A 20,371-nucleotide genomic window follows, 5' to 3' on the forward strand; every position below is an offset into this window, starting at 1 on the left:
GAGCCCGGCCATTTTTTGCCGGCCATGGGATTTCAGGCCGGGCCTGACGATGCCGGTCAGGCGTCTTTGCCGCCGCCCTTGCGCCGCGCCGGCCTGATCTTGCGGCCGTAGAGCTCGAGCTTGTGCCGGACGATCTCATAGCCGAGCTCGGCCGCGATCTTGGCCTGGAGCGCCTCGATCTCGGGCGATGAGAACTCGACGACCTGGCCGCTCTCGATGTCGATCAGATGATCATGGTGCTGCTGGTCGGCATGCTCATAGCGCGAGACGCCGTCCTCGAAGGCATGGCGCTCGATCGCGCCCTGCGTCTCCAGCAGCTTCATCGTGCGATAGACGGTCGAGAGCGACAGCGTCGGGTCGTGCACGAAGGCGCGGGTGAAGATGCCCTTCGCATCGGGATGGTCGTCGGCCTCGGCCAGGACCCGCAGGATCAGCCGGCGCTGCTGGGTCATGCGCAGGCCCGCCTTGCGGAGCTGATGCTCGAACTCCGTCACGCGCTGGTCGATTCCCTTCATGCGCGAGAGGTAGCAACCCTGAGACGCATTTGCAAAAGCGTTGCTGACGCAGGGCCTTGGCTGGGCGGATGATCCCGTGGTTGCCGGGCCTCGACACGAAAATGCCCAGCGGCGGCCGGACTAAAAGCGCGATGCTCGCGTTCCATTGACGTCGATACGACCTGCCATGGCCTCGATCGGCACCAGGTGATGGTCGACGGAGAGGAGACGACGATGGGCGAGATCGACGATGGACGTCGCTGGCTCCTGCGGCTGGCGCTGGCGGCGCTGCCCATGGCGATCGTCGGCTCGGCCCTGACCGCGACAGCGGCCCGGGCCGATGATGACGACGACGATGATGACCGCCGCCGCCGGCGTTGGCATCGGCGGCGCTATTACGATGACGGCTATTACCGGCGGCGTTGGTCCGATGACGACTATTATCGCAGGCGTCGCTGGCGCCGGCGGCGCGATGACGACGATGACGATTGATCGCCGCGGCTGACTGGCGCTTGTCGTCCGCTCAGGCGGCCTGCGCCGGCTCGCTATCGTCGATCCTGGAGACCTCGACCCACTGGTTCTGGCATTGGCAGAGATTGCCGCTGGTCAGGAAGGCGATATCGGCCGCGTCGCGTCCCGCCGCGATGCGCACCATGCCTTGGATCGGTGCCAGCCGGGTCGGGTCGACCAGCCACCACTGTCCGTCGAGATAGACCTCGAAGACGGCGTGGAAGTCCGGCGGATCGAGATCGGCTGCATAGACGCTGACGGTGCGGGCCGGCAGGTTGAGCGCCCGGCAGAGCGTGATGGCGAGATGGCTGAAGTCGCGGCAGACGCCCGCCCGGTCGATGAAGGTCTGCTCCGCCGTGGTCTGCGCGTTGCTGACGCCGTGGACGTAATCGACATGCTCTTGCAGCCATTCGACCACGGCGAGGACCTTGGCGCCACCCGCCTCGATGTCGCTGAACTCGCGCTGGGCGAAGCGCATCAGATTGTCCGAGGGGCAGAAGCGGCTCGGCAGCAGGTAAGGCAGCACCTCGGCCGGGAGTTCGGCCCAGGCATGCTGGCGCGCATCGGCATGAAGCAGGCGGCGCGCGCCATTGTCGATCGTGCCCTGATACTGGATCGAGACTTGGCCCGACAGCACCGTCCGGAAGCGCCGCACGCCGGTGTCCCCATCCAAGTCGCGGATCAACTCGGCGGGCTGGTCGATCAGCAGGCGGTCGGAGAGGATGGTCTGGTCGGGCGAACGCGCCGGCTCGATCGCGACGATCACCGGTGTTTCATGGTCGAAGCGATAGACCAGGGTGGCGACGACCTTCAGCTTCACATCCTGCTCCTTGAGATCGTTGACGCGCGTCAACGTGACGAGGAGCAGGAAGTTCCGCGATTCCCGCGACAACGACGCGACGGATTCGCGCCGGCGTCGCGCGCCATCAGCGCTTGGTCAGGAAGGCCATGAAGGCTGCCTGCGCCTCGGCCGATTTCAGGCGCTCGCCGAAATGGCGCGCCTCGGTCCCGATCGTCTCGGCCACCGCTGCCGCGTTTCCGCGCTTGAGCAGCGATTTGGTCAGCGCGACTGATTGCGGCGGCAAGGCCGCCAGCGCCTTGGCCTTGTCGAGCGCCGCCGCGAGCGCGCCGCCTTCATCAGTGACGCCGTTGATCAGACCTGCTTCCTGCGCGACCTCGGGGCCGAAAGCTTCGCCCAGCATCAGCAGCTCGGCGGCGCGTTTGCTGCCAGCGATCAAGGGCAGGAGATAGCTCGAGCCACCCTCCGGGCAGAGGCCGAGGCTGACGAAGGGCATGCGGAAGCTGGCGCCGCGTGCGGCGAAGGCGAGATCGCAATGCAGCAGCATGGTGGTGCCGATGCCGACGGCGAAACCCTCCGCCGCCGCGACGATCGGCTTCTTCGCCGTCGAGATCGCGGTCAGGAAGTCGATGGCGATCTCCGCGCCGACGCCGGTCGCGGCCGCAGCGGCGAAGTCCTTGATGTCGTTGCCGCTGGTGAAGCAGCCACCGGCACCGGTGATCACGACGGCGCGGACCGAGGCGTCGGCATCAGCGGCGGCGAGCGCGTCGATCAGCCCCTGATAGGTGGCGCGGTCGAGCGCATTGCGCCGGTCGGGCCGGTTCATGGTGATCTGCCTGACGCCCTCGGCCGGGGTCTCGCTCAGAACGGTCTCGGTCATGCAAACCTTCTCAATGTCCCTCCCGCCGGAAGCGGGCGGCAGACGATGGGGGAGGCGAGGTGACCGGTCAAGGAAGGGGGACGGCATCCTGGCTTGACAGCACCGCTCGCTCCCGGCTCCTTGCGTTCGCAGCGCACAATGGAGGCAGGCATGCAGACCGTCACCCTCACCCGACAAGGCCAGGTGGCAATCGCGACGCTGCACAATCCGCCGGTCAACGCCCTGGGCGCCGCGCTGCGTGCCGATCTGTTGCAGGCACTGGCGCAGGTGATGGCCGACAGCGACGTGGTTGCGCTGGTCATCGCCGCCAGGGGCAAAGCCTTCATCGCTGGCGCCGATATCAGCGAGTTCGGCAAGCCGCCAGCCCCGCCGATCCTGCCCGATCTGCTGGCGGCGATCGAGAATGCGGGCAAGCCGGTCGTCGCGGCGATCGAGGGTGTCGCCCTCGGCGGCGGGCTCGAGGTCGCGCTCGCCTGCCATGGCCGTGTCGCCAGCCCGGCTGCAAAGCTCGGCCTGCCGGAGATCAAGCTCGGCCTGATTCCCGGTGCCGGCGGCACGCAGCGCCTGCCGCGCCTGATCGGTGCTGCCGCCGCCTTCCCGATGATGCTCTCGGGCGAGCCGATCCCGGCCCAGAAGGCGCTGGCGCTCGGGCTGGTCGACAAGCTCGTCGAGGCCGATGCCGTCGGTGCTGCGGTCGCGCTGGCGCAGGAGCTGGCGCGCAAGGGCGCGCCGGTGAAGACCAGCGCGCGCAGCGACAAGCTGACCGAGAGCGGGCGCGAGGCGTTCGAGGCGCTGGCCAAGGATGCGCTGGCGAAGTCGGGCGAGATGCCGAACGTCGCGGCGCTGGTCGAGGCGGTGCGCGCGGCGCTGACGCTGCCGCTGGCGGAAGGCTTCGCGACCGAACGGGCGCTGTTCGTGAAGCTGCTCGGCGACGAGCGCTCCAAGGCGTTGCGCTATGTCTTCTTCGCCGAACGCGACGCGGCGAAGGTGCCCGGCATCGACGACAGCGTGAAGCCACGCCCGATCGCACGCGCCGCCGTGATCGGCGCCGGCACCATGGGCGGCGGCATCGCCATGTGCTTCGCCAATGCCGGCATCCCGGTGACGCTGATCGAGACCACCCAGGAGCAGATCGACAAGGGCCATGCCCGGGTGCGCGACACCTATGGCTTCTCGGTCAAGCGCGGTTCGATGACCGAGGCGGTACGCGAGCAGCGCATGGCGCTGATCACGCCGGCGGTCGGGCTCGCCGCTGCCGCTGAGGCCGACATCGTGATCGAGGCCGCCTTCGAGGAGATGGGCGTCAAGCGCGAGATTTTTGGCGCGCTCGACACAATCGCCAAGCCGGGCGCGATCCTTGCCAGCAATACCTCCTATCTCGACCTCGCCGAGATCGCGGCGGTGACGAGCCGGCCGGCCGACGTGCTCGGCCTGCACTTCTTCAGCCCGGCCAATGTGATGAAGCTGCTCGAGATCGTCCGGCCCGCAGGAGTCGCAAATGATGTGGTCGCGACCGCGATCGGTTTGGGGCGCAAGCTCGGCAAAGTGCCGGTCGTGGTCGGCAATTGCTTCGGCTTCGTCGGCAACCGCCTGCTGGAGGCGCGCACCCGCGCCGCCGAGCGCCTGCTCGTCGCCGGCGCCCTGCCGCACGAAGTCGACGCGGCCCTGACCGGCTTCGGCTTCAAGATGGGGCCGTTCGCCATGTCGGATCTCGCCGGCAACGACATCAGCTGGCGCAGCCGCAAGGCGCGCGGCAAGAGCGCGGCGGTGGCGGATGCGATCTGCGAGCGCGGCTGGTTCGGCCAGAAGACCGGGCGCGGTTATTACCGCTATCCCGAAGGCGCGCGCGCCGGGCAACGCGATCCGGAGGTCGAGGCGCTGATCGCCGAGGTCTCGGCCAGCAAGGGCGTGACGCGGCGCAGCTTCACGGCCGAAGAGATCCTGGCGCGGCTGCTCGACCCGATGGTCAACGAAGGCGCGCGCATCCTCGACGAGGGCATTGCCACGCGCGCCAGCGACATCGATACGGTCTGGCTCAACGGCTACAACTGGCCGGCTTGGCGCGGTGGGCCGATGCATTGGGCCGAGACCGTCGGGCTCGGTGTCATCGTCAAGCGGCTGGAGCAGCAGGCAGCGGAGAGCGGCGATGCCTCGCTCGAACCGGCGCCGCTGCTGCGCAAGCTCGCGGCCGACGGCAAGGGCTTCGGCTGAACAGCGCCGTCACCCCTCGGCGGCAAAGCCGAGGGGGATCGCCGTGGTCGACTTCAGCTCCTCCATGGCGAACATGGAGGTGACGTCGTTGAGTTCGATGCGCGCGATCAGCTTCTTGTAGAGTACGTCATAGGCGGAGATGTCCGAGACATAGGCCTTGAGCAGGTAGTCGATATCGCCGCTCATCCGGTAGAAGTCGACGATCTCGGGCAGGTCCTGCACGGCGGCGTGGAAGCGCTCCAGCCAATCCATCGAGTGATGCGCCGTCTTCACTGCGATGAAGACCGTGACGCCGGCCTTCAGCTTGGTGCGGTCGAGCAGCGCGACACGCCGCCTGATATGGCCCGCCTCGTCCAGCTTCTGGATACGCCGCCAGCACGGCGTCGGCGACAGGCCCACCGCCTCGGCGATCTCCGCCAGCGGCTTGCTCGCATCCTGCTGCAGCAGCGCGAGGATACGCAGATCGAAAGCGTCGAGCTTGGCCAAGGCCGCGATCCTCTTCGGAATGGAATATCACTCGCTATGCGCGAATGGAAATCTGTTTCTCACAAGTTGGCCAAAATGGGTATCAGTTTCTAATTTTACTGCGATTCCAGCGGAGGATCGCAAACCATTCCCATCGGGCCCGGCCTATCATTCTCCTGTCATTCGATGCGACGGGAGATCAGGGACATGCAGGGCTTTCTCGGCGAGGAGCGCAGCGGCGCGGTGCTGAATGCCCTGCGGACCCATGAGGGCACCTGCTCGCGCGACTATCTCGCCGCAGCCCGCGCCGTCCTCAACGAGCTCGTTGCGATTCCCGAGCTGATCCAAGCCCTGCCGCTGCAGCGTAAGCCGGGCGCCTATGCCCGCAACCTGCTCGCTGGCAACGATGCCGTCAGCGTCTGGGCCATGGTCTGGGGCGAGGGCTCCACGACCTGCATCCACGACCATCACTGCTCGTGCTGCTTCGGCATGGTCACGGGCGCCCTGACGGAAACCTGGTATCGCGCCATCGATGCCAGTCGCGCGGTGGCGACGCAGGAATATGAGCGCCAGGCCGGCTATGTCGCCTGCATGCTGCCGACGGGGCCGAACATCCACCGCATGCAGAACCGCGGCGTGGGCGATGCGATCTCCATCCACATCTACGGCTACGACCACCATCTCCACGATTCCTCGGTCGAGACCGAATACACCGCCGTGGCGGGCTGAAGCAGGCGATACGACTTATTGCCGGCAAGATATGCGAGCGCGGTCGGGAGCTCCCCGGCCGCGCTCTTTTGCCATCATGATGTCGCAAGCCGCATCGACGCTGCGGGCGGGGAGATCAAAAACGGGTGGGCCAGCTGTCAAGGAGACTTGAGGCATGAGCCTGAACGTTCTGCAGAACCGTTGGGATGGCACCGAGGGCGACGATTCCTGGGTGGCCGAGAGTAGCACGACCGGTTGGACCGCCTATGGCCGCGGCGGCGACGACCATATGACGGGCAGTGCGCTCGCCGAGATGCTGTCCGGCGGCGACGGCTTCGATGTCATTCACGGCGGCGGCGGGAATGACCGCATCTACGGCGGCGGGGGCCAGGACCAGCTCTATGGCGGCGACGGCAATGACCTCATCGACGGCGGCGGCCAGTATGATCTGATCTATGGCGGCAACGGCAATGATGTTGTGCTCGGCGGTGGTATCGCCTTTGGCGACGCCGGCAACGACACGCTCTATGGCAGCGACGAGCGCGACATCCTGACCGGCGGCGACGGCAACGATACGCTCCATGGCGGCTTGGGCCCCGATCTCCTGCGGGGCGGCAGCGGCTCCGACACGCTCCATAGCGGCGGCGACAAGTCCGGCGATTTTTTCTACACGGACGAGCTTCAGGGCGATGGCGGCAAGGATTTCCTCTACGGCGATCTCGGCCGTGACGTCTTCGTCTATTGGAGCGCCAGCGACAGCGCGCCTGGAGCGGCTGCGCGCGATGTGATCACCAATTTCACGCAGGGCGCGGACGATATCCAGCTGGGTATCGATGCCGATACCAACACAACCGGCTATGACGAATTCGCCTTCATCGGCTCGGATGCGTTCAGCGGCGAGGCCGGCCAGCTGCGCTATGAGGTCTCGAACGGCAGCACCCTCGTCACTGGCGACGTGAACGGCGACAGCGTGGCTGATTTCGAAATCGAGCTCGTCGGCGAGATCAATCTCACAGCTTCGGACTTCATGTTCTGAGCTGAACAGCCTCGGGCTAGTCCAGCCAGCTGGTGAAGCCCTCGACCGGCTCGCGTTCCGGCACGAGCCGGTTTGCCGGAGCCTCCGGATCGGCCTTGCCGAGCGCGATGCCGCAGACCACGACCTCGCCCGGCGGGATGGAAAGCTCGCGCCGCACGACCGCGTGGAAGCGGGCGAAGATCGCCTGCGGGCAGGAGTCGAGCCCATGGCCCTGCGCCGCGATCAGCAGGGTCTGGATGAAGGCGCCGAGATCGAGCCAGGAGCCGATCTCGAGATCACGATCGACCGTCAGCATCAACGCCACCGGCGCGCCGAAGAAGCGCAGATTCGCCTCGGTCTGGCGGCGCATGCCGGCATGGTCGCCCTTGGCGACGCCGAGCAGGCCATAGAGGTCCCAGCCGACCTTGCGACGGCGCGAGAGATAGGGCTCGCGGAAGGTCGTCGGATAGTAGCGGTACTCCTCCTCGCGCGGGGAGGGATCGTCGAGCGCGGCGACCAGTGCCGTCTCCAGCTTCGCGCGGGTCCTGGGACCGAGCACGCGCAGCCGCCAGGGCTGCATGTTGGTGCCGCTCGGCGCCTGCGCCGCCAGCTCGAGGAGGCGGCGGACGAGCGCTGGATCGACGGGATCAGGCAGGAAGGCGCGCGCGGCGCGGCGGCTGGCGATGGCCTTCTCGACCGCCTCAGCCGCCGCTGCACTCATGCGCTGAGCGGCTGGCGCGCCGCCAGAAAGGCCTCGTGCTCGCGGATCAGCCCGCCGTCGAGTGCCTTGGCGATCAGCTTGCGGGTGTTGTCGAGGCCATAGATCGCGGCGAAGGAGCCGAAGCGCGGGCCCTGCTCTTCGCCGAACATCACCTGGTAGATCGCCTTCCACCAGTCGCCGGAGACGCCCGGCCGCTCCGGCGTCGCATTCTTGGCCGTGAGGTTCTGATAGCGCGGGATGGCGCGGGCGACGTCGAGTGCTGCGTCCTGGACCTCTTCGGCGCTCGCATTCGCCGGCAATGCGGCGAGCGCGGCGTCGAGCGCAATGAAGGCGGCGCGCTCGGTCTCGTCTGCCGGGCGATAGTGCTTGGCCGGCTTCACGAAGTCGCGGAAATAGGCGAGGGCGTAGCCGACGAGGGCGTCGAGCCGCGGATGCGTCTGCGGCGAGATGCCGGGCGCATAGCGCTGCAGGAAGCCCCAGAGTACGGCCTTGTCCTCGGAATTCGCGACGGCGACGAGGTTCATCAGCAGCGAGAAGGAGATCTGGGTGCGTACCGCATTGTCGCCCGCGCCGGTGGCGACCACCTCCGGCTGCGGCGGCATGCCGGCATGGATGTGCCAGACCGGATTGCCGAGACGGTTCTTCCAGTCCTGCCGGTCATAGCCGCCGAGGAACTGCAGATAGTCGTCGACGGCGCGCGGGATCACGTCGAAATGCAGCTTCTTGGCTTCGCGCGGGCGCGAATACATGAACAGCGCCAGCGATTCCGGCGGGCCGTAGTTGAGCCAGTCCTCAATGGTGAGGCCGTTGCCCTTCGACTTCGAGATCTTCTGGCCCTGCTCGTCGAGGAAGAGCTCGTAGTTGAAGCCCTCCGGCGGGGTACCGTCGATGGCGCGGGCGATCTGCGAGGAGACCTTGACCGAGTCGATCAGGTCCTTGCCGGCCATCTCGTAGTCGACGCCGAGCGCGACCCAACGCATCGCCCAGTCCGGCTTCCATTGCAGCTTGGCATGGCCGCCGGTCACCGGCGTGGTGAAGCGCTCGCCGCTCTGCGGGTCGGTCCAGGTGATGGTGCCGGCCTCGACATCGCGCGCCTCGATCGGCACCTGCATGACGATCCGGGTCTTGGGATGGATCGGCAGGAAGGGCGAATAGGTCGCAGCGCGCTCCTCGCGCAGGGTCGCCAGCATGATCGACATGATCTTGTCGAAGCGGGCCAGCATCTTGAGCAGGGTCGCGTCGAACTCGCCGGCGCGATAGGCGTCGGTCGAGGACTTGAACTCGTACTCGAAGCCGAACTGGTCGAGGAAGGCGCAGAGCCGGGCATTATTGTGCCGGCCGAACGAGTCATGCGTGCCGAACGGGTCCGGCACCTCGGTCAGCGGCTTGCCGAGATGCTGCGCCAGCAGCTCCTTGTTCGGGACGTTGTCCGGGACCTTGCGCAGGCCGTCCAGGTCGTCCGAGAAGGCGATCAGCCGGGTCGGGATCGCGCCGTCGGTCAGCACCTGAAAGGCATGGCGCACCATCGAGGTGCGCGCGACCTCGCCGAAGGTGCCGATATGCGGCAGGCCGGACGGGCCGTAGCCGGTCTCGAACACCACCTCCTGCTTGCCCGATTTCTGCAGCCGCGCCACGAGCTTCTTGGCTTCCTCGAACGGCCAGGCGGCCGAGACGCGGGCGGCTTCGATGAGCGCGGGTTCGAAAGCGGGCATTTTGGCTAGAGGTCTCGCTGGATAGGACAGGGAAGGGCGCGGTTTCGCAGATATGCGCGTGCGGTGCAACAACCGGGACGCGATCTGCCGGCAAGATGGAAAACGCCTGCCTGAAAAAGCGGCAGACAACCCCGGCCGGTCGATTGACTCCCGATAAGGCCCCGCTAGCGTCGTCGTACAACATAAGCAGGGGTCGGCTTCGATGGTTCGTGAGGTGAAGTGGGGGCAGTCCGGCTCGCAGCGGGCCGGCAAGGGTTTGGCGTGGGCATTCAACCGCCGCGTCGCCTTGGCGGGGGCAGCGGCCCTGGCTCTGGGTGCGATGTCGCCGGCGCAGGCGCAGACCGCGGTGAAATTCACGCTCGACTGGGTGTTCCAGGGGCCGACCTCGCCCTTCCTGGTCGCGCTGGAGAAAGGTTACTACAAGGCCGAGGGGCTCGACGTGACCATGGATCCCGGCCAGGGCTCGGCTGGCGCGGTCCAGCGCGTCGCCACCGGCGCTTACGATATCGGCTTCTCCGACGTGAACTCGCTGATCGAGTACAACGCCAAGAATGCCGGCAAGGAGATCCTCTGCGTCTTCATGGCCTATGACTTCCCGCCCTTCGGCGTGCACACGCTGAAGAAGACCGGGATCAGCAAGCCGGCCGATCTCGCTGGCAAGAAGCTCGGCGCGCCGGTGTTCGACGCCTCGTTCCGGCTCTTCCCCGCCTTCGCCAAGAAGGTCGGCATCGACGCCAAGACCGTCAACCACGTCAACCTGACGCCGCAATTGCGCGAGCAGTCGATGGTTCAGGGCACGGTCGACTTCATCAGCGGACACTTCTTCTCGTCGGTGCTCGACCTGAAGGCGCGCGGCGTGAAGCAGGAGGACATCGTCTCCTTCAGCTACTCCGACTACAAGATGGATGTGTACGGCAACGGCATCATCGTCTCGCCGGCCTTCGCCGAGAAACCGGAGGTGGTGAAGGGCTTCCTGCGCGCCACCGCCAAGGCCTGGAAGGAGGTCGCTGCCAACCCGGCCGTCGGTCTCGCCGCCGTGAAGAAGCGCGACCCGCTGATCGACGAGAAGCTGGAGGCCGAGCGCCTCGACCTCTCGCTGAAGATGAACGTGCTGACCCCCTTCGTGAAGGAGAACGGCATGGGCGATGTCGATCCGGCGCGCTTTGCGCGTTCGGTCACCGACGTCGCCGACGCCTTCGGCCTGCCGGCAGCGCCGGCACCCGACAAGGTGTTCTCGAACAAGTACCTGCCGCCCAAGGCGGAGCGCATGGTCGCGCCGTGATACCCAGCCGTCATGGCCGGGCTTGACCCGGCCATCTCCTGGAGTTTCCTCGTCCTGAGATTCTCGGGACAAGCCCGAGAATGACGCCCTTCATGCCGGCTTCCACCGACACCCCTCTCGTCGAATTGCGCAAGGTCAGCCTCGCCTATGGCAGCGGCCCCTCGCGCATGCTGGCGCTGGAGGATGCGACGCTCGATATCGCCAAGGGCGAGTTCATCGCCGTGGTCGGCCCCTCCGGCTGCGGCAAGTCCACGCTGATGAAGCTGGTCACCGGTCTGCTGCCGCCGAGCGGCGGCGAGGTCCGCGTGCATGGCCAGCCGGTCAAGGGCCCGATCCGCGGCGTCGGCATGGCCTTCCAGGCGCCGACGCTGATGCCCTGGCGCACGACGCGCGACAACATTCTGCTGCCGCTCGAAGTGGTCGAGCCTCACAAGCGCCGCTTCCGGGCGAACAAGGCCGAGTACATCGAACGGGTCGAAAAGCTGCTCGCCTCGGTCGGCCTCGGCGGTTTCGGCGACAAGTTCCCCTGGCAGCTCTCGGGCGGCATGCAGCAGCGCTCCAGCCTGTGCCGCGCGCTGGTGCACGAGCCCGAGATCTTGATGCTCGACGAGCCGTTCGGCGCGCTCGACGCCTTCACGCGCGAGGAGCTCTGGGGCGTGATGCAGGCGCTCTGGCTGGAGCGGCGCTTCACTGCCGTGCTGGTGACACATGACCTGCGCGAGGCGGTCTATCTCGCCGACACCGTCTATGTGATGAGCCGCCGGCCCGGGCGGATCGTCAAGATCAGCAAGATCGAGCTCCCGCGACCGCGCACGCTGGAGACGACCTTCACTGCCGAGTTCGTCGACATCGTCCACGACCTGCGCGAGCGCATCCATATGGAGCATGCGTGATGCAGCCCCCGGCGGGATCGAAAAATGACTGATCGGCAGAGGCAGGTCCTGCTCGTCGCCATGCCCTGGCTCGCCATGGCTGGCCTGCTGCTGATCTGGGAACTCGCCTGCATAGTCTTCGACGTGCCGGAGATTCTGGCGCCGCGGCCGACACGCATCTTCGAGGTGATGGTCCAGCGCTGGGACATCCTGCTGCGATACTGCCTGGAGACCTTGTGGACGACGGCGATCGGCTTCGTGCTGGCGATCGGCTTCGGCGTGCTGCTCGGCCTTGCCGTCGGCGCCTCGCCCTTCGTCTATTCCGGGCTCTACCCGCTGCTGATCGCCTTCAACGCCGTGCCCAAGGTCGCGATCGTGCCGATCCTGATGATCTGGCTCGGCGTCGGCGCCTTGCCGGCGATCATCACCGCCTTTGTCATCTCCTTCTTCCCGATCGTGGTGAACGTCGCGACTGGCCTCGCCACGATCGAGCCGGAAATGCGCGACGTGATGCGCTCGCTCGGCGCCAGCCAGTGGGAGATCCTGACCAAGGTCGGCGTTCCCCGCGCCATGCCCTATCTCTTCGCCAGCCTGAAGGTCGCCGTGACGCTCGCCTTCATCGGCTCGGTGATCTCCGAGACGGTCGGCGGCAATCGCGGCATCGGCTTCCTGATGCTCTCGGCCGGCGCCCGCAACGACTCCGCCACCACCTTCGCCGGCCTCTTCGCCATCGCGATCATGGGCGTGCTGATGTACGCCGCTTGCGCGCTGGTCGAGCGGCGGATGACGCGCTGGGCGTTCAGGGGCGAGATCGTCGGCTGAAGAGGCGTTTCGCCGCTAGTGACAGAGCGGGTACGCAACAATATACAGTCAATCCATTCAGTGCTTCGCCTCATGACGGATCGCATCGATGGATTGGCTCCCCGACCTGACCCAGAGCGACAAGCCGCGCTATCTCGCCATCGCCGATCGCATCGCCGCCGACATTGCGGCGGGGGTGCTGGCGGTCGGAGAGAGGTTGCCGCCGCAGCGGCGGCTTGCCGAGGTGCTCGCCGTCGACTTCACCACGGTGGCGCGCGGCTATGTCGAGGCGCAGCGGCGCGGGCTGGTCGAGTCACGGGTCGGGCAGGGCACCTTCGTCAAGGCGGCGACAGTCAAGATCATGACGCCAGTTCAGGGCTCGGTCCCGCGGACGCCGACGCCGGAGCTGGTCGACCTTTCGATGACCCTGCCACCGGAGCCCGATGATCCCGTGCTGGTCGCGCGGATGCAGCAGGGCATGGTCGAGGTCGGCGAGCGGCTGGTCAGCCTGCTGCGCTATCAGCCGCTGGGTGGTTCGCCGGCCGACAAGGCGGTCGCCGCGCTCTGGCTCGGCCGACGCGGCCTGACCCCCGCATCTGAGCAGCTTTTCGTCGTGCCGGGCGCGAATGCGGCGCTGCTGGCGATCCTGAGCAGCCTGGCGAAGCCCGGCGATGCGGTGCTGTGCGAGGCGCTGACCTATCCCGGTATCCGCTCGATCTGTGCGCAACTCGGCCTGACGCTGACGGGGTTGGTGATGGATCGTGACGGGCTCGATCCCGCGGCCTTCGCCGAGGCTTGCGCGCGCCAGAAGCCGAAGGCGCTCTATCTCAATCCGGTCCTGCAGAATCCGACGACGATCACCATGCCGGAGCGGCGGCGCGAGGAGATCGCGGAAATCGCCCGTCGCCATGGCGTCGCGATCATCGAGGACGATGCCTATGGCTTCGTGCCGCCTGACGCACCGGTGCCCTTCGCCGCGCTGGCGCCGGAGCTGACTTGGCACATCGCTGGCCTGTCGAAGTGCCTCGGGGCTGGCTTGCGGCTCGCCTATGTCCTCGTGCCGGATCTCCGGTCCGGCTGGCCTTTCGCGGCAGCCTTGCGCGCCAGCAGCATCATGGCCTCGCCGCTGACCGCCGCGCTGGCGACGCGCTGGATCGAGGATGGCAGCGCCGATGCGCTGCTCGCCTTCATCCGGACGGAGACGGCGGCGCGGCAGCGTCTCGCGGTCGAGACCCTGCCGGCGGGTTTGTGCCGCACCGATCCGCTGAGCTTCAATCTCTGGCTGGAACTGCCGCCGTCCTGGACCCGCGCCGCTTTCGTCGGGCAGATGCAGGCGACCGGGATCGGCATCGTCGCCAGCGACGCCTTTGCCGCGAAAGGGCCGGCGCCGGAGGCGGCCCGCATCTGCCTGGGCGGGCCGATTGGCCGCAAGGCGCTGGGCGATGCGCTCGCCTTCATGGCGCATGCGCTGGAGCAGGCGCCGGAGGCCGGCGCCCGCGTGTTGTAAAGTGGCCCGATCCGCCGATCGAGGTCAGGCTGCGCCCTTGGGCTGCTGCTGCGTCGCGCAATGGATGCCGCCGCCGGCTTCACCGAGCGGATCGACGTTCAGGCTGACGATCTCGCGCCCCGGATAGAGCTGCCGCAGGATCGTCCGGGCCTTTTCGTCCGCCTCGTCGTCGCCGAATTCCGCGCCGATGACCGCGCCGTTGCAGACATAGTAGTTCACATAGCTCGAGACGAAGTCGCGCGATCGCGAGCGGATGTCGACCGGATCGGGAATGACGACGATGTCGAGCTTGCGGCCCTCAGCATCCCGCGCCGCCTTCAAGATCTCGTAGGTCTGGAAGGCGGCGGCTGACCAGGGATCGCTGCGATCCGGGGTGTCGCCGAGCTGGATCACGACCTGTCCGGGTTTCACGAAGCGGGCAAGCGCGTCGATGTGGTAGTCGGTGATGTCGGCGCCCTTGACGCCCGGTGCCCAGATCATTCGCTCGGCCCCGAGTGCGTCGAGCAGGAGGCGCTCGACTTCAGCCTTGTCGCCCTTGTTGCGATTGCGATTGATCCAGCTGCTTTCATGCGCCATCGCCGTGCCGGCGCCATCGACCTCGACGCCGCCGGCTTCGCCGACGAGCCCATTCGCCAGGACGGAAAGACCCAGCCGCTCGCCGACGCGCCTGGCGATCTGCCCGTCGTCGGCGTGGCTTTGCTTGTTGCCCCAGCCATTGAAGCCGAGATCGGAGACGGCAAGCGGTCCTGCTGTCCGCGGCATGGCGAAGGTTGGGCCGGAATCGCGACACCAGAGGTCCTCCGTCGGGATCGGCCAGACCTCGACAGTCGATCCGAGCGCCTTCGCCGCAGTGTCCTGCTGCTCCGGGCACGCCAGGACGACGACCGGCTCGAAGCTGGCGATCGTTTTCGCAATCGAGGCGATCGTCACGCGAACGGTGTCGAGAGCGTTCTGGCCGCCATAGATGCGGCCGCGTGCCGGCCACTGCATGAAGGTCCGCTCATGCGGAACGCTTTCGAGCGGCACGCGATAGCTGGAAGTCTTGGTCACTTTCGGTTCCCGGGCAGATGCAGTTTCTGACAAGTTGATACGCTGCAGCAACGGCAGTGAGACCGCCGTTCCCGCTATTTGTAGCAGGTGTCTTCGATTGAGCATTGTGATGAGCTTGTCTGTTCGCCAATCAATACGTGGCGCGGCTCTTCTTGTGGGTGATCTTGTTATAATTGAGCCATTAGTTGTTCGGTGGTGTGGCGCATGGCGCGCTGAAGGCATGCATGAGCACCCGGCGGAGCCGCAGGCGTGCCTGGCCCTCTTCGCCAGTCAGGTGCGGCGATGTTGCATGCCGCGAGATATTGACTGCAATCAATATAGGCGCTATGTAGCGGTCAATCTCCGGTGAATGCAGTCAATCACGACGCCTCACCGTCAGGAGGATGATATGGCACATCAGCATTGGCCGGCGCAGTCTCCGCTCAAGACCGGTCTGCGCGGCCGTTGCCCGCGTTGCGGCGAGGGACAGCTCTTCGACGGCTTCCTGACGCTGAAGCCGCGCTGCGAGGCCTGCGGGCTGGACTATTCCTTCGCCGATCCGGCGGATGGCCCGGCCTTCTTCGTGATGATGTTCGTCTGCGTGCCGGCGGTCGCCTTCCCGCTCTGGCTGGAGCTGACTTACAGCCCGCCGACCTGGGTGCATCTGGTGACGACGCTGCCGCTGGTGCTGCTGACCTGCATCCCGCCCTTGCGGCCGCTGAAGGGCTGGCTCGTCGCCTCGCAGTTCTTCTACAAGGCCGAGGAAGGGCGCCTAGCCAAGCCGAATTCGCCAGCCAAGGGCGAGGCTCAGAACGGGCTGACCGGGAAGAACCGGATGAACAGCCTGGCATAGGTGCCGTCGTCCCAGAGGCCTTGCAGTGCGTAGTCGATCGCCCGCTTCAGCGCGAGATCATCCTTGCGCAGCAAGAAACCGACGCCCTCGCCGAAATAACGGGCTTCAAGATAGGGCCCGCCGGCGAAAGCGAATTCGCTGCCGCCGCGCCCGGCGATGGTCAGCGCCAGCGCGACTCCGTCTCCGAAGACATATTCGGCATCGCCGCTGCGCAGCAAAGCGAGAGCGGCCTGCAGATCGGGCGCGGTACGGCGCTGGATGAACGGAGCGAGCCGTTCGAGGAAGGCCTCATGCGCGGTGCCCGAGACCACGGCGACGCGCGTGCCGCGCAAGCCGCCCAGTTCGAGGTCCGCCCGGGCATTGCCGCGCGTCGTCAGCAGCCGTGCCGGCGAGCGATGATAGATTTGGCTCGCGGTGAAGCGTGAGCGCAACTCGCCCGTGACCGGAATCGCGGCGGCGAGCACGTCGCCACGACCTTCCGCCAGCGAATCCAGCAAGGTGTCGAAGCGGCGCGCCTGGATGGTGCAGCTCAACGCCAGCTTCTCGCAGACTGCGCGGGCGAGCTCGACCGAAAATCCGGTGACGCCGCCTTCCGGCGTGGCGAAATGCATCGGCGGGAAGTCGTCATCGGTCAGGAAGCGGATCACCCGCGGCGGCCCGAGATCGGGCCGCTCCACCCGGACGTTGGGGTCCCAATAGTTCGGGACGACGTAGGCGGAAGGCGTTTGCGTCTGCGCTCTTGCTCCTATTGGGGGCAGGAGCAGCAGCGCGGCAAGGGCGCTCGTGGCCAGGGCGTTGGTCAAGCGGGCGAACATCGCCCGTATCTGGCGTCAGGGTGGGGTAGGGATCAAGGGGCGGTTGCTTTCAAAAGAGGGCGCGGGATCCCCTCTCCTGGAAGGAGAGGGGTAGGGGTGAGGTGTTCGGGAGAGGAATCGCTCGCCGCGACGCAGCGCGGCCAGCGCTCGCGGCACTGGTCAGATGGCCTACACCTCACCCTGCCCTCTCCTTACAGGAGAGGGTTCCTCGCGCTTGGTTTAGCCATGTCGCGCCCTAACCCAGCGCTGCAGCCGTCGCCTTCGCGCCCTTCTGGAAGAGGCTGTCGAGATGGCCTGCGACCGCTTGTGTGAAGCGTTCCTCGCGCGGCAGGTCGTCGCCGAAGATCGCGCCGATGCCGAACAGGGCCGTGCTCAGTGCCACGGCATCCCGGCCGAGGGCCTTGGCGCGGATCGCGAACTCACCCGCCAGCGGATCGCGCACGTCGATCTCAGCGCCCGTCTCGTCGGTACCGGTGGCATAGGACATCCAGGCGGCGACGCCGAGCGCGAGATGATCGATCGGGGCCCCCGCCTTCAGCCGCTCGCGGATGGTGCCGAGCAGGCGCTGCGGCAGCTTCTGCGAGCCGTCCATGGCGATCTGCCAGGTGCGGTGCCTGATCGCCGGGTTCTGGAAGCGGGCGAGCAGGTCGCCGGCATAGGTCTTCAGGTCCACGCCCTGCGGGGCAGGCACGGTCGGGATGATCTCGCTCCACAGGCCTTGCAGGAAGCGCGCGAAGACCGGATCGCCGCTCGCCGCTGCGACCGTCTCGTGCCCGGCGAGATAGCCGAGATAGGCCAGGCTCGAATGCGCGCCGTTGAGCATGCGCAGCTTCATGAACTCGAAGGGCGCGACCTCGGAGACCATCTGCGCGCCGACCGCGTCCCAGCGCGGCCGGCCGGCGGCGAAGACGTCCTCCACCGCCCATTGCCGGAAGGGTTCGCCGATCACCGGAGCGGCATCGTCGAGGCCGAGCAGGCTTGCGACCTCGGCGATGTCGGCTTCCGTCGTTGCCGGCACGATGCGGTCGACCATGGTCGAGGGGGAGGCGCCGTTGGCTTCGATCCAGGTGGCGAGCGTGTCGTCGCGCAGCGCTGCGAAATCGCGGACGAGGCCGGCCAGCACATGGCCGTTGGAGGGGAGGTTGTCGCAGCAGAGCGCGGTGAATGGGCCGAGGCCTGCGACCTTGCGGGCGGCGAGGCCGGCGACGAGCAGGCCTATCGCCGAGCGCGGCGCATCGGGATTGGCGAGATCATGGACGATGTCGCGATGGTCGGCCTTGAGCCTGCCGGTTGCCGGGTCGTGGCAATAGCCTTTCTCGGTGACGGTGAGCGAGACGATCCTGGTCTCGGGCGCGGCGAGCCTCGCGACCAGTGCTTGCGGCCCCTCGGGCGCGACGAGGACATCGAGCACCGAGCTGATGACGCGCAGCTCCGGACCTGCGGGCGCGCGCTTCAGGAAGGTGTAGAGCCCGTCCTGCGGCTTCAGCCGGTCACGCTGGTCGGGCCGCTGCAAGCTGGCGCCGGTGATACCCCAGGCGCCGAACTCGATCTCAAGCGCATCGTCGGTGAACTCGCACATATGGGCGCGGGTGAAGGCGCCGAGGCCGAGATGGACGATGCCGGGCTGGAGCTTGCTGCGGTCATAACCCGGCCGCCTGACGGCGGCCGGAAGCGAAGCAAGGGTGGCGGAGGACAGACGGGTCAATGGAACAGCCTCGGCAGCCAGAGGGAGATGCCGGGCACATAGGTCACCAGCATCAGCACGGCAACAGAGGCGCCGTAGAACGGCCAGATCGTGCGCATGGATTCGCCGATCGAGATGCGCCCGATGGCGCAGGCGACGAACTGCACCGAGCCGACCGGCGGGGTGTTGAGGCCGATGCCGGCATTGAGGATCAGGATCACGCCGAAATGGATCGGGTCGACGCCGAAGGCCTTGACCACAGGCAGGAAAATCGGCGTGCAGATGATGATCATCGGCGCCATGTCCATGAAGGTGCCGAGCACCAGCAGGATGATGTTGACCATCAACAGGATGACGATCGGATTGTCAGAGACCGCCTTCATCGCCGCGATCGTCGCCTGCGGCACCTGCAGGAAGGCCATCAGCCAGCCGAAGGAGCCGGCGGCGCCGATCACCAAGAGCACCATGGCGGTGGTGCGGACGGCGCCGAGCGTCGCCTCGACGAAGGCGGTCCAGGTGAGTTGGCGGTAGACCAGGATGGTGACGAGGATGGCGTAGACCACGGCGACGCAAGAGGATTCCGTCGCGGTGAAGACGCCGGAGCGGACGCCGCCGAAGATGATGCCGATCAGGAGGATGCCGGGCAGTGCCAGCACGACATAGCGGCCGACGGCGGCAAAGCCCGGGAAGGGCTCGCGCGGATAGCCGCGCTTCACCGCGACCGCCCAGGCCGCGAACATCAGCGAGGCGCAGAGCAGCAGGCCGGGGATGACGCCCGCGGTGAAGAGATCGGCGATCGAGAGATTGCCGCCCGCCGAGAGCGAATAGATGATCATGTTGTGCGAGGGCGGGATCAAGAGCGCGATGATCGCCGCATTCGCGGTGACGTTGACGGCGTAGTCGGCGTCGTAGCCGCGCTTCTTCATCTGCGGGATCATCAGGCCGCCGACGGCGGAGGCATCGGCGACGGCCGAGCCGGAGATGCCGCCAAAGAGCGTGCAGGTGACGACGTTCACCTGCCCCAACCCGCCGCGCAGATGGCCGACCAGGCTCGCCGCCATCTGGATCAGGCGCTCGGCGATGCCGCCGCGGATCATCAGGTCGCCGGCATAGATGAAGAACGGGATCGCCATCATGGCGAAGGCGTTCATGCCGGAATTCATCTGCTGGAAGACGACGACCGGCGGCAGGCCCATATAGACCACGGTCGCGACCGAGGCGATGCCGAGGCAGAAGGCGACGGGCACGCCGATCAGCAACAGCAGCGCGAAGACGCCGAAGAGAACCCAGAGTTCCATGGTTCAGACCTCCTGCTCGGAGCCGAAATGGGCGAAGCCAAGCGGGGCCTGCTTCTCGCCGGTGACGAAGAGCAGCATCTTCTCGAGCGCGAACAGGGCGATCAGCGCGCCGCCGGCGGCGATCGGGACATAATCCCAGCCGCGCGAGATGCCGATGATCGGCATGCGGTCGCTCCAGGTACCGGCGGCGAGCTGGGTGCCGTAGACCAGCATGGCGAGGCCGAAGGCGCAGACCAGGCCTTCGCCGATCAGAATGAGCGCCGAGCGTAGAGGCGGCGGCGACATTACGAGCCCGACCTCGAAGCCGAGATGGTCACTCTCGCGCACGCCGACGGCGGCGCCGAGCAGGATGAACCAGGACATCAGGAAGAGCGAGCCGGCCTCGACCCAGATCGGCGTGTCGTTGAGGATGTAGCGGCCGAACACGCCCCAGGCGACCATGACCGTCATCAGGACGAGGCCGGCGCCTGCTGTGAACAGGGCGTAGAGGCTGAGCTTGGCGCCGAGGCGCGTCAGATGCGCGGTGAAGGCGTGCATGAGGATGTCCGAGAATGACGAGGGCGAAAGCCGGCTTTTCGTCATTGCGAGCGCAGCGAAGCAATCCAGGGGAGCGTAGAGCACGGCCGCCCCTGGATTGCTTCGTCGCTATGCTCCTCGCAATGACGCGTAAGAAACTGTCTCTTCTACACATCTGACGCTGCCGACGAACACCGTG

Annotated in this window: 20 protein-coding genes; 9 read left to right on the forward strand and 11 right to left on the reverse strand. The window is 66.9% G+C overall.

The window, feature by feature from the left end:
• Positions 1–56: 56 nt before the first annotated feature.
• Positions 57–515, reverse strand: a complete 459-nt coding sequence (locus tag AC3WLC_RS06460; protein WP_346359256.1) for a Fur family transcriptional regulator — start codon at positions 513–515, stop codon at positions 57–59.
• A 186-nt stretch (positions 516–701) separates the two neighbouring features.
• Between AC3WLC_RS06460 and AC3WLC_RS06465 the strand changes: the two genes are divergently transcribed.
• A complete protein-coding gene (locus tag AC3WLC_RS06465) occupies positions 702–986 on the forward strand; it encodes a hypothetical protein (protein ID WP_493683090.1) in 285 nt (94 codons plus the stop codon).
• A gap of 31 nt (positions 987–1,017) precedes the next feature.
• On the opposite strand, the gene AC3WLC_RS06470 is transcribed toward AC3WLC_RS06465, so the two are convergent.
• The gene (locus AC3WLC_RS06470; RefSeq protein WP_493683091.1) at positions 1,018–1,896 is read right to left on the reverse strand and encodes a transglutaminase-like domain-containing protein; all 879 of its coding nucleotides are present in this window, start codon (positions 1,894–1,896) and stop codon (positions 1,018–1,020) included.
• Positions 1,897–1,930: 34 nt separating this feature from the next.
• Complete coding sequence (locus AC3WLC_RS06475; protein WP_493683092.1) at positions 1,931–2,683, reverse strand: enoyl-CoA hydratase-related protein; 753 nt, start codon at positions 2,681–2,683, stop codon at positions 1,931–1,933.
• Positions 2,684–2,833: 150 nt separating this feature from the next.
• Here AC3WLC_RS06475 and AC3WLC_RS06480 point away from each other — a divergent pair, with 150 nt between their 5' ends.
• A complete protein-coding gene (locus AC3WLC_RS06480; RefSeq protein WP_493683093.1) occupies positions 2,834–4,894 on the forward strand; it encodes a 3-hydroxyacyl-CoA dehydrogenase NAD-binding domain-containing protein in 2,061 nt (686 codons plus the stop codon).
• A gap of 9 nt (positions 4,895–4,903) precedes the next feature.
• On the opposite strand, the gene AC3WLC_RS06485 is transcribed toward AC3WLC_RS06480, so the two are convergent.
• Positions 4,904–5,380: an Lrp/AsnC family transcriptional regulator gene (locus AC3WLC_RS06485; RefSeq protein WP_493683094.1), complete on the reverse strand. Its 477-nt coding sequence runs from the start codon at positions 5,378–5,380 to the stop codon at positions 4,904–4,906.
• A gap of 186 nt (positions 5,381–5,566) precedes the next feature.
• Between AC3WLC_RS06485 and AC3WLC_RS06490 the strand changes: the two genes are divergently transcribed.
• Together AC3WLC_RS06490 and AC3WLC_RS06495 are read left to right on the forward strand one after the other, a co-directional pair.
• Positions 5,567–6,088: a cysteine dioxygenase gene (locus AC3WLC_RS06490; protein WP_346362265.1), complete on the forward strand. Its 522-nt coding sequence runs from the start codon at positions 5,567–5,569 to the stop codon at positions 6,086–6,088.
• 154 nt (positions 6,089–6,242) lie between these two features.
• The gene (locus AC3WLC_RS06495; protein ID WP_493683095.1) at positions 6,243–7,103 is read left to right on the forward strand and encodes a calcium-binding protein; all 861 of its coding nucleotides are present in this window, start codon (positions 6,243–6,245) and stop codon (positions 7,101–7,103) included.
• Positions 7,104–7,119: 16 nt separating this feature from the next.
• On the opposite strand, the gene AC3WLC_RS06500 is transcribed toward AC3WLC_RS06495, so the two are convergent.
• Both AC3WLC_RS06500 and AC3WLC_RS06505 read right to left on the reverse strand, forming a co-directional pair.
• A complete protein-coding gene (locus tag AC3WLC_RS06500; RefSeq protein ID WP_493683096.1) occupies positions 7,120–7,803 on the reverse strand; it encodes a nitroreductase in 684 nt (227 codons plus the stop codon).
• Positions 7,800–9,515, reverse strand: coding sequence for a lysine--tRNA ligase (locus tag AC3WLC_RS06505; protein WP_493683097.1), 1,716 nt, complete (start codon positions 9,513–9,515; stop codon positions 7,800–7,802). Before AC3WLC_RS06505 ends, AC3WLC_RS06500 begins: the two co-directional genes overlap by 4 nt.
• A 202-nt stretch (positions 9,516–9,717) precedes the next feature.
• Between AC3WLC_RS06505 and AC3WLC_RS06510 the strand changes: the two genes are divergently transcribed.
• The 4 genes from AC3WLC_RS06510 to AC3WLC_RS06525 all read left to right on the forward strand — a co-directional run bounded on the left by AC3WLC_RS06510 (position 9,718) and on the right by AC3WLC_RS06525 (position 13,977).
• The gene (locus AC3WLC_RS06510) at positions 9,718–10,797 is read left to right on the forward strand and encodes an ABC transporter substrate-binding protein (protein ID WP_493683098.1); all 1,080 of its coding nucleotides are present in this window, start codon (positions 9,718–9,720) and stop codon (positions 10,795–10,797) included.
• Positions 10,798–10,889: 92 nt separating this feature from the next.
• On the forward strand, positions 10,890–11,690 hold the full coding sequence (locus AC3WLC_RS06515) for an ABC transporter ATP-binding protein (protein ID WP_210188100.1): 801 nt from the start codon (positions 10,890–10,892) through the stop codon (positions 11,688–11,690).
• A 24-nt stretch (positions 11,691–11,714) separates the two neighbouring features.
• Complete coding sequence (locus AC3WLC_RS06520) at positions 11,715–12,491, forward strand: ABC transporter permease (RefSeq protein ID WP_454024983.1); 777 nt, start codon at positions 11,715–11,717, stop codon at positions 12,489–12,491.
• Between the two features lie 88 nt (positions 12,492–12,579).
• Positions 12,580–13,977 (forward strand): aminotransferase-like domain-containing protein, encoded by a 1,398-nt coding sequence (locus AC3WLC_RS06525; RefSeq protein WP_493683099.1) that lies wholly within the window; start codon positions 12,580–12,582, stop codon positions 13,975–13,977.
• 24 nt (positions 13,978–14,001) lie between these two features.
• Here AC3WLC_RS06525 and AC3WLC_RS06530 read toward each other — a convergent pair whose 3' ends face one another.
• Positions 14,002–15,027: an agmatine deiminase family protein gene (locus AC3WLC_RS06530; RefSeq protein WP_493683100.1), complete on the reverse strand. Its 1,026-nt coding sequence runs from the start codon at positions 15,025–15,027 to the stop codon at positions 14,002–14,004.
• A gap of 388 nt (positions 15,028–15,415) precedes the next feature.
• Between AC3WLC_RS06530 and AC3WLC_RS06535 the strand changes: the two genes are divergently transcribed.
• Positions 15,416–15,859, forward strand: coding sequence for a DUF983 domain-containing protein (locus AC3WLC_RS06535; protein WP_493683101.1), 444 nt, complete (start codon positions 15,416–15,418; stop codon positions 15,857–15,859).
• Here AC3WLC_RS06535 and AC3WLC_RS06540 read toward each other — a convergent pair.
• From AC3WLC_RS06540 to AC3WLC_RS06555, 4 genes are all read right to left on the reverse strand, one after another.
• Positions 15,814–16,674 carry a transporter substrate-binding domain-containing protein gene (locus tag AC3WLC_RS06540; protein ID WP_493683102.1) on the reverse strand — a complete coding sequence of 287 codons (861 nt, stop codon included), beginning with the start codon at positions 16,672–16,674 and terminating at the stop codon, positions 15,814–15,816. The two genes, AC3WLC_RS06535 and AC3WLC_RS06540, sit on opposite strands and share 46 nt — an antisense overlap.
• 235 nt (positions 16,675–16,909) lie before the next feature.
• Positions 16,910–18,379, reverse strand: a complete 1,470-nt coding sequence (locus tag AC3WLC_RS06545; RefSeq protein ID WP_493683103.1) for a mannitol dehydrogenase family protein — start codon at positions 18,377–18,379, stop codon at positions 16,910–16,912.
• Positions 18,376–19,656 carry a TRAP transporter large permease gene (locus tag AC3WLC_RS06550; protein ID WP_493683104.1) on the reverse strand — a complete coding sequence of 427 codons (1,281 nt, stop codon included), beginning with the start codon at positions 19,654–19,656 and terminating at the stop codon, positions 18,376–18,378. The genes AC3WLC_RS06545 and AC3WLC_RS06550 overlap by 4 nt, the downstream gene beginning before the upstream one ends.
• Before the next feature lie 3 nt (positions 19,657–19,659).
• Positions 19,660–20,193, reverse strand: coding sequence for a TRAP transporter small permease (locus AC3WLC_RS06555; protein ID WP_493683105.1), 534 nt, complete (start codon positions 20,191–20,193; stop codon positions 19,660–19,662).
• Positions 20,194–20,371 lie beyond the last annotated feature (178 nt).

The organism is Allobosea sp. GW821-FHT03A12, from assembly GCF_058986765.1.